Raw genomic sequence first — 18,443 nt, forward strand, 5'->3', positions numbered from 1 at the left:
GTAAATGCAGAGGTTCATTTACTGATCTAATTTTGACCTATAAAATCATTTAATACTATGAATTATGGGTCAGTCAACACCAATTATTTTAGCATTTATAGGGGGAGTTTTTTTAGCCTTGCACGGAGGTTTTAATGCACAACTTAGCGAACAATTAAAAAGCCCTATACTGACTTCACTAGTGGCTTACATTATTAGTGCGCTAATTGCTTTTTTAGCCGTAACTGTAAACACAAGACATTTTCCGTCCTTTCATCAATTGAAGGATATTCCTTATTACCTATGGTTCTCTGGAGCACTTTTTAGCGTTGCCGGTATTGGACTATACTATTACACCATACCAAAATTGGGCATCTCCACAATGATCTCCATAGGTCTATTTGGACAAATTTTGTTTTCGGTCATTGCTGGTCATTTTGGTTGGTTTGGCTTGCCTACTGAACCTATAGCGTATAAAAAAATCTTCGGTGTGCTTGCCATGACCCTAGGAATTGTATTAATTAAAAACACGTAAAACATGGACTTGAAACAACAAAATATAGATAATTTAACCTCTCTATGGCACTTAATAAATCGAAATGCCGGCACCGCCGTAACGGGAAATGTTTTTGACTATGGAATCATAAATTACTCCGATTGGCCAAACAGACTTTGGTTCAAAAATGCTCCTGAACAGACTAACCTAAATCTTGCAAAAAAAATCATTTCTTCGTCCACTACAAAAATTACCGTTCCTTACTGGGAAATTAATGGGAATGATTACTCCCCGCTTTTGGAGAACAATGGTTTTATGAAGATTTTGGAACAAGTGGGAATGTCTGCCGACATTTCAAAAAGTGACTTTATACCATCAGAAGTTACAATTAACAAGGTCAGGGATGAGAGGACAGCTTTATTATGGGAATCACTGTTTCAAAAGGCTTTCAAATACAAAATTGATCATAAACTACTATTAAGCAGTTATGATGAAGTGGATTATCTAATTGCCTACGACAATGCTACTCCCACTGGAACCGCTTTGATGCATTATAGCGGAAATGAGGTTGTAGGAATTCATTCCATGGGGATAATTCCTGAGATGAGAAGAAAAGGGTATGCTGAAAAGATGATGCATTCCATGTTATTTGAAGCCGCAAAAAAAGGATATGGTTATGCTACGCTTCAAGCTTCAGAAATGGGAAAAAACCTGTATTTGAAACTAGGGTTTGAAGAACAATTCTTGATGAGAAATTACACATTATCCAAATAGGAAGAAAAACAAAATTTAATCCAAACATGTATCAAGAGAGATTTTTGAGCACGGAAGCTTAGCTTTTTTTAAGAAACACAAAGCAAGGAAAACAAATGGTGCTTATCTTTCTAAAATAAAATCATTAGAATGAAACAAGTTTTAAAACTATTTGTAGTCCTACTGTCCTTTTCTTGTAACAATTCTAAAACCACTTCTGTTGATGAACTTCCAGTAGATGGACTTGAAGAATCTGTTGAGATTGTTAGGGATAAATGGGGGATTAATCATATTTATGCCAAAAATCAGCACGATCTCTTTTATGCACAGGGCTATGCTGCAGCGGCAGATCGGCTTTTTCAATTTGAGATTTGGCGAAGACAGGCCACAGGCACAGTAGCTGAGATTCTTGGAGAACGAGAATTAAACCGAGATATAGGTACGCGTCTCTTTAAATTTAGAGGTGATATGACCACAGAGATGAATCATTACCATGATGATGGCATTGAAATTATTACAGCTTATACAGATGGTGTAAACGCATACATCGAGTCTATTTTAAAAACACCAGAAAAATTACCTTTAGAGTTTAAAATTTTGGACATACAACCTCAAAAATGGACTCCAGAGATAGTTATTTCAAGACATCAAGGGTTGTTAGGAAATATTGGTCAAGAGTTACAAATAGGACGTGCAGTAGCAAAGCTCGGAGAAGAAATAGTTAAAGATCTATATTGGTTTCATCCAAAGGAACCCAATTTAACAATTGACCCTAGCATAAATACAGATTTGCTATCTGATGATATTTTAGCACTGTACAATGCCTATCGCAAACCTGTGAAATTCTTAAAAGATGACATCGTTCCTTCCTATCAAAATACCAAAGAAGAGGAAACGGTATTATCGCTTTTCGAAGGCAAAAATGATTCTTTGGCCATCGGCAGCAATAATTGGGTAGTTATGGGAAATCGCATGGCAGATGGCAATACCTATATGGCCAACGATCCACATAGAACCATTGCTATACCATCTTTACGCTACATGAACCATTTAGTAGCACCGGGATGGAACGTTATTGGTGGTGGCGAACCGGAAATACCGGGCATTTCCATTGGGCATAATGAATATGGTTCTTGGGGCCTTACCGTTTTTAGAACCGATGGAGAAGACTTGTATGTCTACGAACTAAATCCTGCAAATCCAAATCAATACAAGTACAAAGGTAGTTGGGAAGATATGACACATATTTCCGAAACCATAAAAGTAAAGGGTAGAACTGATAGTATTGTAAAACTATCTTATACAAAACATGGCCCCGTTACCTATATAGACCCCAAAAACAATGTGGCCTATGCTGTACGCTGTGCTTGGTTAGAACCTGGCGGCTCTCCATATTTAGCATCTTTACGTATGGATCAGGCAAAATCTTGGGAAGAGTTTAGAGACGCATGTAACTATAGTCATATCCCTGGTGAAAATATGATATGGGCAGATAAAAAAGGTAATATAGGATGGCAGGCCGTTGGTATTGCCCCAATTCGCAAAAATTTTAGTGGCCTTGTCCCCATACCTGGTAATGGGCGTTATGAATGGGATGGTTATTTGCCAATTGTAGAAAAACCAAATGGTTTTAATCCTGAGGAAGGCTTCTTGGCCACCGCCAATCAGAATGTAACCCCAGATAACTATAACCGTTGGGATGCAATTGGCTTCTCATGGGCAGACCCCTATCGCGGTGACCGGGTAAATGAGGTGTTAGGGGCAAATGAAAAAATGACCATGGAAGATATGAAGACCCTTCAGACTGATTACCTATCAATTCCTGCTCGCATATTAGTTCCTATGCTAAAAGGCATTGCTTTTATGGGTAAAGCTGCCGAGGCCAAAGAAAAAATGACCAACTGGGATTATAGACTCGAGCCCAATTCAATTTCTGCCGCCATTTATGTGGCTTGGGAAAATCAAATTAAAAGAATGGCGAATGAACGGTTTATTCCTACTGAAGGAAAGGGTATAGTTCCCGGGATTCAGATGGCGCGAATTATGGAATGGCTTCAAACACCTGACACAAGGTTTGGGGCAAACCCAATTTTAGGCAGAAATAAGTTCTTGAGTGATGCTTTTAGCAACGGGGTGGATGATTTAGAAAAAAATCTCGGATCAGATATGAACCTATGGCAATACGGGCAAAAAAAGAATAAGCATACCTATATGCAACATGCCTTGAGTGATGTGGTAAATGATGACACCACAAAAGCATTACTGGATCTTGGGCCATTGCCAAGAGGAGGCAATTCTTATACTCCTGGTTCAACAGGAGGCAATTTAAAACAAAGCACTGGCGCTTCTTTTCGGATGATTGTGAATACTGGCGATTGGGATGCCGCGGTAGGCTCCAACAGTCCTGGACAATCTGGAAATCCTGATAGTCCATTTTACAGTAACTTGTTTGAATCTTGGGCTAAAGATGAATATTTCCCTGTTTACTATTCGCGCAGCAAAATTGATTCTGTGGCTATAACTACAAAAAAATTAATCCCTTTGAAGAAATAACAATCAGCATACAAAAGATTTTCTATTGATTTTCAATTGCATCTATAGTGTTGATTTCAAGATATTTAGAAATTTTTGTGTTCATAAAATTTTCCAAATCACTCTTGTTCAAGTAGAACTCCTTGTTTTGTTCCATGAACTTTTTCAACTTTTTGTTTTTCTTCCAAAGCAATACCCTGCCATTTAGGACATTTGCCCCAGAATAGACTTGCATATGACCCAGAAACAAATCTCTTTCTAAAGGTTGAACCTGTAAGGAAAACTGTGAATAAGAGATGTTCTTTTCGTTAAATTCAGATATCAAGTAGTTCTCAGTTCTGCTAATTCTACCAATGCCTTTAAAATTAGTATTGTTTACTTTAAATTTTAATTCTCCAAGTTCATTTAAAACTTCAAAAGAAATAGGAATCAAATAGTTGTTCTTGTCCAAATAGAACCCAAGGTAATCACCAATTAGAAAATTAACAATCTCAAGTCTGTTTAAGGAGACCGAGAGATCAGAGTCTTTATGGGGAAGAATTCCGTCCACCTCCATCCGTTGGGAATATAGGTAATGATGAAAAATGGGGTTGATATCCTTGCTTCTTACTTTTTCATTTTGTTCATCCGCATCGTTCACCTGCTCAAAAACCAATTTTCCAATAACAGGGTTGTTGTTCCGGTCAAAACCACAATATGCTCCCAACAGCACAGGTTTTGTTTGCATATTGTTTCCATAAAATATGTTAACAAAACATTCCTTGTTCAAGCTCGAGTTATCCTTGCTGAAATAAAAGGACAAAGCACTTTCACCAGTAGGTACACATTTTCCAAAATAAGTATAAAACGTTGGTTCATAGTTTTTTTCCCAGTATAAGATTTCCCAGGAAGCTGTTTTCATTTTATAAATGGTGAATTTGGATTTTATATAGTATTGTTTGTCTTCCACATAATACCCAACATAATAGAGCGCATCAATATCATTGGATGTTTCATCAAAATTGCTCCCTTCCTCCTTTCGGATATCTGCGCTTAAAAAAGGAGAATTGTTAAGATATTGACCATAGTTATCATAACCTGCGGTAAGAATTAATAGGGATAAGTAATCCCTTCTTAGTTTTACGTTCTTGCTGTTGCCCCTTTCAACTTCCCTGATTTTGTTATATAAATACTTTCCATTTATCCATTGCCCTGTGATTTCTGTTATAAACCCTTTTAAACTTGGGCGTCCTTCATCATAACTACCAAAACCATATAACTGAAATACGGTAAGCGTTTTTGTTTCTATGGAATAATGTTTAGAAAAAATAGTCAAGAGCTCTTCATGAAGACTTAACATAAAACCATTAGAAATCTGAATTCCTCTTACATTCATTGTTTAATTTTCTTAACTACCTCAAAATTAGATATATTCCATTTAAATTCCTATTTTAAATAATTAATATAAAAATAACAGGAATGATGGAATTAATATTTGTGTATGCATAGGTTTGTTCAACTAACTCAAAAAGAATTTAAAATGAAGTATCTATTCCTATGCATCTTGTGCTTAATATCCTTTTCGGTTTTTAGCCAAACAAAAAAGGATATTGGTGGAAAAATTTTGGACGATTCAAACAATCCCCTTCCAGGAGCTACCATTATTGAAGTGGGCAATCCCAGCAACGGTGTTACTTCTGATTTTAACGGCGAGTTTGTTATTGCGGTCAACGAAACTGCCCAAGAACTGATCATCTCTTATTTAGGTTTTGAAACTCAAACCGTACAGATTGACGGCAATTACCTCAATATTGATTTACAACCTGAAGCCAACCAACTGGAAGGTGTAACCATTCAAGGGTTTTCTTCCGTTGCCAGTAAAGCACGAGTTAGAGCACAGGCAATACAAAGTTTACCCGAAACCACTGTTGCTATTAATGCTGCAACTATAGAAACGAGTGGAATAGACAACATACAATCATTTACATCTCAAATTTCCAATGTCACCTTTAATCAAGCACAACAACCAGGGGTGAATTTTTTAACTGTTAGAGGTATTTCCCAGATTAGAAATGCAGAATCTCCAGTGGCCGTTGTCATTGATGGTATGACCCTACCAGATGCAAGTGCCATGAACATGACTTTGTATGATACTGAACTTTTAGAATTTGTAAAAGGCCCCCAAGGAACGCTTTATGGGAAAAACGCAATTGCTGGGGCAATTAACATTGTCACTAAGGAACCAACAAATAGAAATAAGACCAAGGTTATGACCAACGCCGGAAATGGTGGTTTGCTAGGTGCTGGCTTATCTTCATCTGGAGCCATTGTAAAAAATAAGTTTTACTACAGCGTAGCAGGAAATTACGAAACGTTTGATGGTTTGATCAACAATACTTTTTTAAACGAAACAGTAGATTTTTACGATGAATTTAATATTAGGGCAAAACTTAAATATCGCTTTAGCCCAAGGTGGTCAGCCACATATGTGCAAGACAATTTTAAAGTGGATGCAGGCGGAAATTACTATGTGACCAAAACTGATATTTTCGACCCAACAATTCCCGTACTTGCAGACGATGACTACTCAAGTGAACCTTTTGGGGATGTGCAGGGCGATTCTGAGCTATCCAATTCATTGAGCAGTCTCAAAATTGAAGGTAACCTTGTAAAAGCAAGATTTCAATCAGTTACATCTTTTAATGCCACCAGAAGGTTTTATATCGGGGAAAATGATTATTCCCAATACGCATTCAGTAAAGTATCACAACGGTCAGACTCAGATACTTTTAGCCAAGAATTCCGTTTAACTTCAAATGGAGGAGAAAACCAGTTGATAGACTACACTTTTGGTACGCTTTTTCAAAACAGTGATAGATATTTAAATACTTCCACATTTTTGAACCGCACCTATTACGAAGGAGGGTTTGTAGACGCATCGGCAGAAAATGCAAACTACAGTGACGTTCCCTTGGTGGGCAATGATGATGACAATACCATTAGAACATTGGCAGCCTTTGCATTTTTAGATTTTCATATTTCCAAAAAACTTACTTTATCAGGAGGGGTTAGAGTGGACAATGATAAATTGACCAACGACTCACGCATCACCAATACGTCCATAGAAAATGATATTACTGTGGTACAGCCCAAGTTTTCAATTGCTTATGCTGCATCTGATAACGTTATGGCTTATGCCAATTATGGGCGCGGCTATCGTAGTGGAGGTTTCAATTCTGAACCAACAGTGAAATTTGATAAGGAGTATGAACCGGAATTCACTGATAATTTCGAAGTAGGCCTAAAAACAAGTTTCCTAAACAATAGAATTATCTTTAATAATGCCTTTTATTACATCAACTTTAAGAATCAGCAACAATATACTTTTATCCCATTGACGCCTTCAATTTTAGGAATCTATAATTTTGAAGAAGCAAAGATTTCAGGTTTCGAATCTGAATTAAAATTTAAAGCCACCAACAATCTTGACTTTTTTGCAAGTCTGGGGCTCAATGATGGAGAAATCAAGGAAGGTACTTATAACCTGCTTACCAATGCTGCCGCATTTGATTATGAAACCAATGAAGAAGTAGATGTAAGTGGCAACACTTCCCCTTTTACAGTAAAAAGCACATTTCAAATAGGAGCCAATGCTAACATTGATTTTAACGAAAAATCTGGTGTAACCTTACATGCCAATGTTGATAGTAGAGGTACACTTTATTGGGATCCCTTAGAAGAATACAAACAAGACCCCTATACCTTGGTCAATGCAAGGGCAAAGTTTCGTTTTAACAAAGTAGGCGTAACCATTTGGGCAAATAATATTTTTGATACAGAATTCAATCAAGAATTTTTTCCAACGGCAGAATTCGGTTTCAATAATTTGAGATTTCCAAATACTCCAACCACACTGGGAGTAGACCTTTCTTATAGTTTCTAAGCACGATAGAATACTTAAGCATATATGGTACTTCATACCTGAGTTCAGGTATGAAGGTAGGTTAACCCATTTCTAATTTTAAATCAAAAACATGAGTGTAAATTGTAGAATAGTAAGATTTCATGAAACAGGAGAGTTAGATGTACTAGCTATTGAAGACGTAACTATCGAAGACCCGATTAATGATGAGGTCTTGTTTAAAGTTGATGCTTTTGCCCTAAATAGAGCCGATGTTCTTCATTATCAAGGTTTCCATACGACTTTACCTGATTTTCCTTCACGAATTGGGTCAGAAGCAACAGGAGAAGTTGTTAAAGTTGGCACCAATGCAACCGATTTCAAGGTTGGGGATAGGGTTACCTCCATACCGTTCAATACAGCAAAATATGGCGTGCAGGGAGAATATGCTGTTGTGCCACAAGACTATTTAACTAAGGCCCCAGAAAACTTGACCGCAGAGGAAGCTTGTTCTATTTGGATGCAATACTCCACAGCTTATTTTGCATTGTTTCATGTGGGCAATGTAAAGGATGGGGATAAGGTTTTTGTTCCTGCCATTTCAAGTTCAGCTGGCTATGGTTGTTTTGAACTTGCCAAAGATGCCGGAGCAACTGTCATAGGTTCTACCAGAACAAGTGTTAAAAGAAAAGAGCTTCAAGAACTAGGTATAGACCATCTTATTATATCAAATGAAGAATCCGTTGAAAAAAGGTTAATGGAAATAACTGAAGACGAAGGTGTCAGTTTTGTCTATGACCCTATAGCAGGCAACTTTTGTAACGACTATTTAGACGCCTTATCAATGGGTGCTGTTGTGATTATTTACGGATTGTTAGACCCAAACCCAACGCCATATCCCTTGGTTCCTTTGATTCGAAAAAAAGCGGTGATGGATGCCTATTCCCAATTCAACCATGTAGAGGACATTGATAAACTAAATGAGTGCAAAGCTTATATCCTAGAAAGAATTGAAAAAGAAGCTCTAAAACCTATAGTGAGTAAAGTCTTCGATTTCGAAGATTACAAAAAGGCCTATGAATACATGCTTTCGAATCAGCAAGTAGGGAAAATTGTAGTTAGGGTAACCAATAAATAGGAAATATGAGAGTCGCAACAGATATAGGAGGAACCTTTACCGATCTTGTGTTTTTTGATTATGACAAGAAAAGTAAAGAAGTTAAAAAGGTTCAAGTATCTAAATCCAGCACAACCCCGGGAGAATTCGAAAAAGGAATCTTAAATACTATTAAGAAAATAGATTTAGATTTAAATACCATTGATTTTTTTGCTCATGGTACAACTGTGGTCATTAATGCCATAACAGAAAGGAAAGGTTCTAAAACAGCATTGATTACAACTGAAGGCTTTAGAGATGTTCTGGAAATTGCCCGAGGCACAAGACCAGATTTATATAATTTCAACTTTAAAAAAGAGGATCCATTTGTCGATAGATATCTAAGGCAAGAAGTAAAAGAGCGTATCAGTTACTTGGGTGAAATCATTACACCTCTTGATGAGACAACTGTAGACACGCATATCAAACAGTTTATCAAAGAAGGCGTGGAAGCCATTGCGGTTTGTTTTCTGCACGGTTACAAGAACCCCATCCACGAGAAAAAATTAGCTGACTATATACGCTCCAAATACCCGCAATTCGAAGTCATAACATCGCATGAAGTTACTAGAGAATGGAGAGAATATGAGCGAACGAGCTCCACTGTGCTTTCTGCTTATGTAAAACCAATTGCTACAAAATACTTAAACAATCTAACCCATCACTTACAGAAATTAGGATATAAAAATGACCTATACATCATGCAATCTAACGGCGGCATTACCACTGTTGAAGATGTAAAGGCAAATCCAATCACATTAATAGAATCAGGACCAGCAAGTGGCATGCTTGGTGCTGTTGTTTTAGGTAGAACTATTGGTAAAGAAAACTTATTGGTACTGGACATTGGTGGTACTACAGCAAAATGCTCCTTGATTGAAAATGGAATACCCAAAATAGTAACCACCTATAATATTGAAAAAACAAAAACCCAAGCTGGATTTCCAATACTCACCCCTGTGATAGATATCGTAGAAATTGGTAATGGAGGTGGGAGTATTGCTTGGCTAGATGATGGTGGCAAGATGCGTGTTGGACCAAAAAGTGCTGCAGCTAATCCGGGACCCTCGTCTTATGGTAAAGGAGGCTCTAGTTTCACAACCACAGATGCCAACGTCGTGTGTAACCGTATACACAAAGATTACTTTTTAGGCGGTGAATTAAAACCGGACTTTGATAGTCTCGAGAAAGCAGCAAGGCCGCTCTGCAAAGAATTGGACATGACTTTGGAAGAAGTAGCACGCGGTGTTATTCGAGTGGCTAATTCCAATATGATCAATGCCTTAAAAAGCGTATCTGTAAATAAGGGTTATGACCCAAGGGACTTTTCTTTAGTGGTTATTGGAGGTGGTGGCCCAATGCACGGAGCTTATTTGGCTGAAGAATTGCAAATGCCCGAAGTGATAGTACCATTAAATGCTGGTGTTTTTTCAGCGTTCGGAATGCTAATGTCAGACTTAAGGAGAGATTACATTCGCACAGATGTGATGAACTTGAATGCTGATAATTTCTCAATGTTAAAGAGTGTCTTTCAAGAAATGAAAAATGAAGCAATAAATGCTTATGAAAGGGATTCATATCAAAAAGAAGACATCATTTTTGAGTATTATTTAGACCTGCGCTACACTGGGCAAGAACATTCGGTAAAACTGAGGTTAGCTGACTTGAACAATCTAAAAATCAATGAAATCGAGAAAGATTTTCATCAACTGCACAAAAAGAGATATGCTTTTAGTCTAACCGATACCAAAATTGAGATTGTCAACTATCACCTGGTAGCTGAAGTTATTGTAAACAAGCCCGTGATTGCCAAAGTTGAATCAAATGGCAATTCAATTAAAGACGCCTTAATTGCCTCTGAAAAAGTAGATTTTGACGAGTCGGGAATACATGAGTGCAATTTTTTTGATAGGAATAAACTGATTCCTGATATGCTTGTACAAGGTCCTGCCATTATAGTTGAGCAATCTACATCAACAGTCGTACCACCCAACCATCAATTTAAGATTGATGCGTATGCAAACATTATTATCAGTAACCCTCAGCAATCATGAGCTTAAACAAATTTACATCAGATATCATTCAAGATTCATTGATCTCTATTGGAGAGGCCATGTTTGAAACTATTCAGCGGACCAGTATGAGTCCTATCATTTACGAAGCATTGGATTATGCTGTCGGAATTACGGACGGAGAAGGTCGATTGCTGGCTCAAGGAAATGGGGTAATTACGTTTTTGGCCGCAATGAGTCTTGTGGTAGAAGAGACTTTGGAACGTTTTGGAGAGGACAATCCTTTAAAAGAAGGCGATGTCATTATAGCCAACACGCCTTATGCGGGAGGCGGAACACACTTATCAGACATTGCTCTTATTACGCCGATTTTCTATAAAGGTGAACGCGTAGCATTTACGGTAAACAAAGCACATTGGACGGATATAGGAGGGACAAATCCAGGTTCGGTATCAACAGTATCAACTGAAATTTTCCAAGAGGGCATCCATTTTCCCTTCGTTAAAGTAAAAGAAGAAGGCAAGTTAAACCAGGCCCTTATTAAGATGTTAGAAGCAAATGTAAGACTTCCCAAAAGCACTTTAGGAGATTTGTTTTCGGGTATTGCCGCCAATGATGTGGGAGCAGAAAGAATAATTAAGCTTATTGATAAATATGGTTTAGAAGCTTACAAACAAGCTGCAGAAGAATTTATGGAATATGGTGAGCGTATTAGTTTAAAAGAATTACAAAAAATCCCAAACGGTGTTTATGAAAACACAGGTTGGATAGAAAATGATGGTTTTGGCAATGGGCCTTTTCCGTTGAAATTGAGAATAACGATCTCCAATGAGAATATGACCTGTGATTTTACAGGGTCCCATGAACAGTTAAAAGGCCCTCTGAATTTATCAAGAACAGGATTGGAAACTGCTGTAAGAGCAGCTTTTAAGGCGATAACTACACCTACACTACCTGCTAACAATGGGTCTTTTAAACATGTAAAACTAATTTGTCCAGAAAACACGATTGTGAGTGCCAAATCACCCGCTCCAATATCTGTTTATTATGAGGTTTTCTTGGCAGCAATAGATTTATTGCTAAGAACATTGGGTCCTGTAGTTCCGGAAAAATTACCAGCGGGTCATTTTAGATCTGTATGTGTGACTTATATTTCTGGAATTCACCCAGTAACCAATGAGTTTTATGTACAGGCGGAACCACTATCCGGCGGTTGGGGTGGATGCGCTTTTCACGATGGAAACCGTGGGCAATTCTCTTACGCACATGGCGAATCTTATAATATCCCTGCCGAAACCCGAGAACGAAAATATGGTGTGGTCGTTGAAGAATATGCTTTTCATAACGAAGGTGGTGGATATGGAGAATTTCAAGGAGGAAATGGACAGTATCTGACCTTTAAGGTTTTATCCGATGAAGCATTTTTAACAGGAGCGTTTTTAGGGTATTCTATTCCAACATGGGGCCTTAATGAAGGCAAAGAAGGTAGTTACAATTATTTTACGGTCATACGAACAGATGGTACCGAAGAGCAATATAATATCGTAACCAATGTAAAGCTCAACAAGGGAGATAAGGTAAAACTGGTAACGGCGACAGGCGGTGGATATGGAAACCCCAAGAACAGGCCTTTAGACAAGGTAAAATGGGATGTAAAGAATGGATACATTACAAAAGAACAGGCATTGGAGCACTACAACTTTTCTCCGGTTCAATAACTATTTATACATAAAATGGAAGTTAAAGAATTGACATTTCCAGAAGTAGAAGAGTCCTATTTAAAAAACATCATCCATAAACAAGAAAAAGGCGTAGTCGTACAATGCGGTTCGGTGGTCTTAACAAAAGGGCAGTTACTTCCCTTTAAGACTTTAGATTCTCATGAGATATCTTATTTGATTTCTGGAAAATTAAAAGTGTCCACCAAAGATGGTAATGAAAAAGTGATGAACCAAGGCGATTTGATTTACTTGAATAAGGAAGAAATACGTGAAACAGAAACATTGGAAGATAGTAAAATCCTATTCTTTCTATTTAACGCCGTACAAAAGTAATTTTTAAGTGTAAGCAGTTTATTTTGATTTAGTTGCAAAAAAAAGCGGAGAGATTCTTCGCTTTTTTAAACTTAAATGGCGCCAACTGCAAAATTGAATTGAATGATAAAGCCAATTATTAAACTGTTTGATCAGCAAGTTCTGTTTTGGGAAAGCCCAAGAATTATTCAAAGAATAAGCACATTCTTGGTACTATCGTTCATACTATGTGGAATATGTAGCTCCTTGGCGTATTATAAAATAATATCCGTAGGCCCATTTAACAACGTTTTCAAACACCCATTTTTTGCAATAGAAGTAGCCTTTACCATACTTCTCATTTTAGAATTATTGAGTTTGATTTTTGTTTTGCCCAAATCAGTTTCAAGGTCATTGGGAAAACAGTTTGAATTGCTATCACTCATTTTTCTGCGAGATGCATTTAAAGAGTTTAGTCACCTAGATAGCTTCCTGTTATGGAGCGATAGCAAAGAGACCATTCAAAGCATGTTGGTATACTCTTTTGGAGCATTAATCATTTTTGCTGTAATGGGGCTTACACACCGACTAAACAGTAAAACAAGGTTGTCCGAAACCTATGTGAATCAAACACAATTCGTGCGTATCAAAAAACTATTGGCACTTTTTTTATTGATTTCCTTTTTCTTGATAGGAATTCGGGACTTCATTGTGCTCATACAAACTGGAACGTACTTACACTCTTTTGATACATTCTATACCGTTTTAATTTTTACGGATATTACCATTGTTTTGGTTGCATTGCGCTATACCATCAATTATTATCGTGTTTTTCGGTACACCGCATTTGTTCTGGCCACTATCCTTATCCGGATTTCACTCACCATTGAACCTTATTACAATGTAGCCATTGGGGTATTGACCTCAATTTTCGTCCTGATTTTAGCAATAATATATAACCATCTGCAGAAATGGCTTACGAAAAGAGAATTGACAACTTAAACCTTTAATACATGGAAAACACTTCACAAAATTCAAAAGAAAATACAGATTCAGCTTTAAGACCTATTCCAAAAAATGAACGCCAACCCTGGTATGTTCCCGCTTTCATTTTTGGTGGATTGGAATTTTGCATCCCTGTACTATTGGTTGGGGGAATTCTAATTGGAAGTTTTAGTTTAATCGAGATCATTGGAATTTTGTTGATTGGTCTGGTTTTCTTTCAATGGATTGGAAATGCAATACAAGGTTACATTGGTGCAAAAACAGGATTGACATCATCTGCATTGGCTGCATTGAGTTTTGGAAAAGAGCAGTCTCGAATAATTGTGGGTATCGTTATTTTAGTTTTGACATTGGGCTGGTGGGCGATTCAGACTTCCGTGGCTGCAGATGCTTTTAGTGCCTTGTTGGGAATCAACAAAAACGAGAATCTGTTTTTATATATTTTGAGTACTACAATTATCGGATTGCTTTTTGCCATTCCTTCAATATTGGGATACGCGTCTATCAAATGGGTAGATTATATAGCCATTCCTGCAGGCTTACTGTTAGTTACAGTAGCGCTATATCTTTCTTTCAATAATCTTGGTTGGGAAAAAATATCCACCTGGAACCCTGAAGGTAGTATGTCATTTATTGAAGCCATTAATTTGGTCATCAGTATCAATGTTGCCCAGTGGTTAATTGCACCGGATTATACAAGATTTGCAAAACCCACTTGGAAGGATAATATTTTAATTCCACTAGGAATAATAATAGTCGGTTTTCCATTGTTCATTGTAGGTGGAATCATGTCCATTGGCACTGGAAACTCAGATATCGTACAGGTCATGCAAGAGCTGGGTTTTCCAGCTTGGGGTTTTGTTGTTTTATGGGTAGCCACATGGACGAGTCAACTAGTAAGCAACTATACTGGTGGCCTGGTATTGTGCAATATGTTCAATTTAAATGATGGGAAGAGCAGAAAAATATTGACGTTGGTGTTTGCTCTTGTCGGCATTCTATTGGCACTACTGGGCATTATGAATCAGTTTGTTAATTTTTTATATGCAACAGCTCTCATTATTCCAGTTATTGCAGGTGTTATTATGAGTCACTACTTTTTTATTGATAAGACCATGGTAACATCAAAAAAATCATGGAACTTGCTGGCGACAATCAGTATAATCATTGGACTATTGGTTGGGTATCTCACCCAATACGTGTATCCCATTGGTATACCTGCCGTTCTATCCTTGATAGTCTCAGGAGCACTATATCTTCTTTTAAATAATTTATTGAATACCAAAATAGATGACAAAAATATTTGACAATACTGAAATCGCTTTGGCCCTAAAATCAGATTCAGACCTGGACAGAGCTCTTTTTTTATTCGAATTAATAAAGAAAGAACCTTTGGTTAAAATTGGAGCAGCAGTTACAAAATTTGCCCTAAAAGCCAACTTGCCAGTTGAAAAATTAATTCGTTCTACTGTATTCGACCATTTTTGTGGAGGCATCAATGAAAAAGATTGCCTCACTGTTATAAACAAAATGCATACAAAAAATGTACATGCAGTTTTGGATTATTCGGCCGAAGGCAAAGAAGAAGAAAAACAATTCGATTATGCGGTACAGAAAACCTTAAAAACTTTGGAGCACGCCAAAGAGAACAGTGCTATACCTTTTGTGGTATTTAAGCCCACTGGTTTTGGGAGGTTTAAAATTTATCAGAAACTCACAGAGGGTGATTCTTTAGATGAATCTGAGAAGGATGAATGGATGACAATCAAGGAGCGTTTCAATGTGGTTTGCAGCAAAGCATTTGAATACAATATTCCAGTTCTAATTGATGCGGAAGAAAGTTGGATGCAAAGTGCAGCGGATGAACTTGTAGAAGAAATGATGCAAAAATATAATGACGAACAGGTCATCGTTTTTAATACATTACAAGCCTATCGGTGGGATAGGCTGGATTATTTAAAGAATCTGCACCAAAAAGCTAAAACCAGAGGATTTAAAATTGGCATGAAACTCGTTAGAGGTGCCTATATGGAAAAAGAAAGGGAAAGGGCTTTGTCCAATGGGTATAAAGATCCAATATGTATTGATAAAAATGCAACAGACATGTTATATAATGAAGCTCTAAAATATATGTTGAGTAATTTAAATGACATAGCCCTATTTGCCGGGACCCATAATGAAGATAGTTCATATTTACTAATGGACATGATGAAGGAAAAGGCACTTTCTGAGAATGATAAAAGAATTTGGTTTGGCCAGTTGTACGGAATGAGCGACCATATAAGCTACAATTTATCGGACAACGGATATAATGTAGCAAAATACCTTCCCTTTGGTCCTGTTAAAGATGTTATGCCATATTTAATTCGGAGGGCAGAGGAAAATACTTCCGTTGCAGGCCAGACTTCAAGAGAACTTTACTTAATAAAACAAGAGAAGAAAAGAAGAAGATTGGTGAAATCTATTTAGGAATTCACCGGAACTTAAAGGTTTTACGCATAGTGATCTAAAAGCAATAATAAAATGTCAAACCAGTTTTATACATGCGGGAAATTAACGTTCTAAAAGTCCCATTTGCAGTCTCTTAGAGAAGTTTCGTTAATTCCACCTTTTTTTAGACACTTTGAGTCTACAAAACCTATTATTGAAAAAGGACATATCTTGGTGGGACCAGACCTTTTAATCTAAGGGATACAAGAATTTGCCCTCTGTGATGGGTTATATGATCAGCAAGTAATAAGAAAATCTGCCTCTTTGTCCTTTTCAATCCAAAATAATCTAGCTCGTCATCAAATTGAGTAATGTCAAACTGTTCGATAAACCTAATGGTTTCATCAAATGTTTCATCAATTACCCTAATGATTTCCTTTTTGGATTTATTGGATACTTTATACCTTATGTCCGTATTCCAGTCTCTAGATTTTCTTCCACCCAATAATGATTGACTATGCCAATCCATAGCATATCCTATATGCATTAAATTTTCAGCAAAGCTCAATGACTCTTGGGATGCTCTAAAATTGTATTTGTCCTCTGGCATTATTTCCGCTACCTCAATTAGATATTTCCTAGAATTCTCGAATCGCTCTAGATACTCTTTGATAAAGTCATTCTGTTGTGCAAACAAAGGTGATTCAGCCGAACCGAATATCATAATTATGATGAAGATGAGCGTTTGTCTCATTACTTTTAGTCTTTAAATATGAAAGCGCAAATAAACTGAAAAAGCAATCAAGTAGATAGAGCTGTGGGTCTGATAAAGGTACTAGTACCTAATATATCAAAAAAGACTATTACCCTCTAAAAATAATTTCTACTTTCAATATGAAAATAAATAGTTCAAAATAAACAATGAATAGAAGTAGCTCCTTATCTAGAAGAATAAAGGAAGTTTTGCTTGATGGTCATTGGGTTGCAAATACAAATTTTAAGAACTTGATTCAAGGAGTTACTTGGATTCAAGCTTCTGAAAAAACAATGACCCTTAATAGCATCGCCGAAATAACCTTTCATATCAACTATTACTTGAGCGGAATTCTTAACGTATTTAAAGGTGGAAAACTCGAAATAAGGGATAAATATAGTTTTGATTTAACACCAATTAATTCCGAAGCTGATTGGAATAGGCTTGTTGAAGATTTTATTTCTAACTCCAATGATTTCGTTCTTCATGTGAAAGCAATGTCAGATGAAAAGCTCGATTCCACGTTTGTTGATGAAAATTACGGAACATATCAAAGAAATATTGAAGGTGTCATTGAACACAGCTACTATCACCTAGGGCAAATTGTTTTAATCAAGAAAATCATTGCCAATTAATCGGGTAACCCAACGGTAAAGTTCAAATAAAGGATGATAAATAATCTCAATAAAATAAATCAAAACTTGTACACAGTAGGCCAAATAGAGGTATATGCCCTAAAAAGTGCAGTTTATAAACAAGTTAGATGTAAGCCGGAAAATTAATATGAGCAAGCAAAAACTGATTAAAAGACTAAAAAGTTATTATCCTATGGAAAGATTTCATGCTTTTGTAACTTTCCCAGCGATATTAGTTTATCTAATCCTTAATAACTCATTTGTAGATATACTTTTTCTATTGTATGGAATTTTAGTTTGTACAATAATACTAATTCAAGGTCAACACTATTGGAAGTTAAAGTTATATAGATTAATGAACAAGCCCTTCAGTCAAGAAAAAAATCTAAATATTTTCAGGAATTCTAAAAAAATAAATTTGATATTAATTGGTCTGATTCCAATAATACTTGCAATTCAATTATATCAAAATGACTGGGGGACTATACCTGAAAACTTCATTTTATGGGGAATGTTAGCCAATTTTTTCGCAATTCTTGAGCATACAAACTATTATAACCGTCAGTTAATGATTGACAATTCAGCTGATTTAGAATATTTAAAGCGGAATAAAAGATTAAAAATTGCAAGTTTAGCTAAAGACCTAAAAGAGAATGAACTATAAAGCCAACACCTAACATATAGTGGCTATAACTCATTAGGTTTTGTACTACACCAAAACAATGCTGAGACCGTTACCAAAGTTCAAATAAGGGATAAGTACTATTGTCCTTGGGAAAAACCCATGTATTCACAGAGC

At 36.6% G+C, this 18,443-nt stretch carries 15 protein-coding genes; 13 read left to right on the forward strand and 2 right to left on the reverse strand.

Going from position 1 to position 18,443, the window contains the following annotated elements:
* Positions 1–64: 64 nt before the first annotated feature.
* The 3 genes from LV704_RS05485 (at position 65) to LV704_RS05495 (ending at position 3,781) form a co-directional block, all read left to right on the forward strand.
* Positions 65–514, forward strand: coding sequence for a DMT family transporter (locus tag LV704_RS05485; RefSeq protein WP_163421350.1), 450 nt, complete (start codon positions 65–67; stop codon positions 512–514).
* A 3-nt stretch (positions 515–517) separates the two neighbouring features.
* Complete coding sequence (locus LV704_RS05490; protein ID WP_163421349.1) at positions 518–1,249, forward strand: GNAT family N-acetyltransferase; 732 nt, start codon at positions 518–520, stop codon at positions 1,247–1,249.
* 129 nt (positions 1,250–1,378) lie between these two features.
* A complete protein-coding gene (locus tag LV704_RS05495; protein ID WP_163421348.1) occupies positions 1,379–3,781 on the forward strand; it encodes a penicillin acylase family protein in 2,403 nt (800 codons plus the stop codon).
* Positions 3,782–3,803: 22 nt separating this feature from the next.
* Here the strand turns inward: LV704_RS05495 and LV704_RS05500 are convergent, their stop codons facing one another.
* Positions 3,804–5,135, reverse strand: coding sequence for a hypothetical protein (locus LV704_RS05500; protein WP_163421347.1), 1,332 nt, complete (start codon positions 5,133–5,135; stop codon positions 3,804–3,806).
* A gap of 144 nt (positions 5,136–5,279) precedes the next feature.
* Between LV704_RS05500 and LV704_RS05505 the strand changes: the two genes are divergently transcribed.
* The 8 genes from LV704_RS05505 to LV704_RS05540 all read left to right on the forward strand — a co-directional run bounded on the left by LV704_RS05505 (position 5,280) and on the right by LV704_RS05540 (position 16,294).
* Positions 5,280–7,682 (forward strand): TonB-dependent receptor domain-containing protein, encoded by a 2,403-nt coding sequence (locus LV704_RS05505; RefSeq protein WP_163421346.1) that lies wholly within the window; start codon positions 5,280–5,282, stop codon positions 7,680–7,682.
* Between the two features lie 91 nt (positions 7,683–7,773).
* Positions 7,774–8,778, forward strand: a complete 1,005-nt coding sequence (locus LV704_RS05510; RefSeq protein ID WP_163421345.1) for a zinc-dependent alcohol dehydrogenase family protein — start codon at positions 7,774–7,776, stop codon at positions 8,776–8,778.
* Between the two features lie 5 nt (positions 8,779–8,783).
* Positions 8,784–10,850, forward strand: a complete 2,067-nt coding sequence (locus LV704_RS05515) for a hydantoinase/oxoprolinase family protein (RefSeq protein WP_163421344.1) — start codon at positions 8,784–8,786, stop codon at positions 10,848–10,850.
* Positions 10,847–12,526 carry a hydantoinase B/oxoprolinase family protein gene (locus LV704_RS05520; RefSeq protein WP_163421343.1) on the forward strand — a complete coding sequence of 560 codons (1,680 nt, stop codon included), beginning with the start codon at positions 10,847–10,849 and terminating at the stop codon, positions 12,524–12,526. Before LV704_RS05515 ends, LV704_RS05520 begins: the two co-directional genes overlap by 4 nt.
* Positions 12,527–12,541: 15 nt before the next feature.
* Positions 12,542–12,862, forward strand: a complete 321-nt coding sequence (locus LV704_RS05525; protein ID WP_163421342.1) for a cupin domain-containing protein — start codon at positions 12,542–12,544, stop codon at positions 12,860–12,862.
* A 102-nt stretch (positions 12,863–12,964) separates the two neighbouring features.
* The gene (locus LV704_RS05530) at positions 12,965–13,822 is read left to right on the forward strand and encodes a hypothetical protein (protein ID WP_163421341.1); all 858 of its coding nucleotides are present in this window, start codon (positions 12,965–12,967) and stop codon (positions 13,820–13,822) included.
* 11 nt (positions 13,823–13,833) lie between these two features.
* Positions 13,834–15,132 (forward strand): cytosine permease, encoded by a 1,299-nt coding sequence (locus LV704_RS05535; RefSeq protein ID WP_163421340.1) that lies wholly within the window; start codon positions 13,834–13,836, stop codon positions 15,130–15,132.
* A complete protein-coding gene (locus LV704_RS05540) occupies positions 15,116–16,294 on the forward strand; it encodes a proline dehydrogenase family protein (RefSeq protein WP_163421339.1) in 1,179 nt (392 codons plus the stop codon). Before LV704_RS05535 ends, LV704_RS05540 begins: the two co-directional genes overlap by 17 nt.
* A gap of 172 nt (positions 16,295–16,466) precedes the next feature.
* Here LV704_RS05540 and LV704_RS05545 read toward each other — a convergent pair whose 3' ends face one another.
* Positions 16,467–17,009 carry a DinB family protein gene (locus tag LV704_RS05545; protein ID WP_163421338.1) on the reverse strand — a complete coding sequence of 181 codons (543 nt, stop codon included), beginning with the start codon at positions 17,007–17,009 and terminating at the stop codon, positions 16,467–16,469.
* A gap of 167 nt (positions 17,010–17,176) precedes the next feature.
* Between LV704_RS05545 and LV704_RS05550 the strand changes: the two genes are divergently transcribed.
* Together LV704_RS05550 and LV704_RS05555 are read left to right on the forward strand one after the other, a co-directional pair.
* Complete coding sequence (locus LV704_RS05550) at positions 17,177–17,644, forward strand: DinB family protein (protein ID WP_163421337.1); 468 nt, start codon at positions 17,177–17,179, stop codon at positions 17,642–17,644.
* 148 nt (positions 17,645–17,792) lie between these two features.
* Positions 17,793–18,308 carry a hypothetical protein gene (locus LV704_RS05555; RefSeq protein ID WP_163421336.1) on the forward strand — a complete coding sequence of 172 codons (516 nt, stop codon included), beginning with the start codon at positions 17,793–17,795 and terminating at the stop codon, positions 18,306–18,308.
* Positions 18,309–18,443: the final 135 nt, after the last annotated feature.

It is taken from the genome of Flagellimonas sp. CMM7 (assembly GCF_021390195.1).
In the GTDB taxonomy this organism is placed as follows: domain Bacteria; phylum Bacteroidota; class Bacteroidia; order Flavobacteriales; family Flavobacteriaceae; genus Flagellimonas.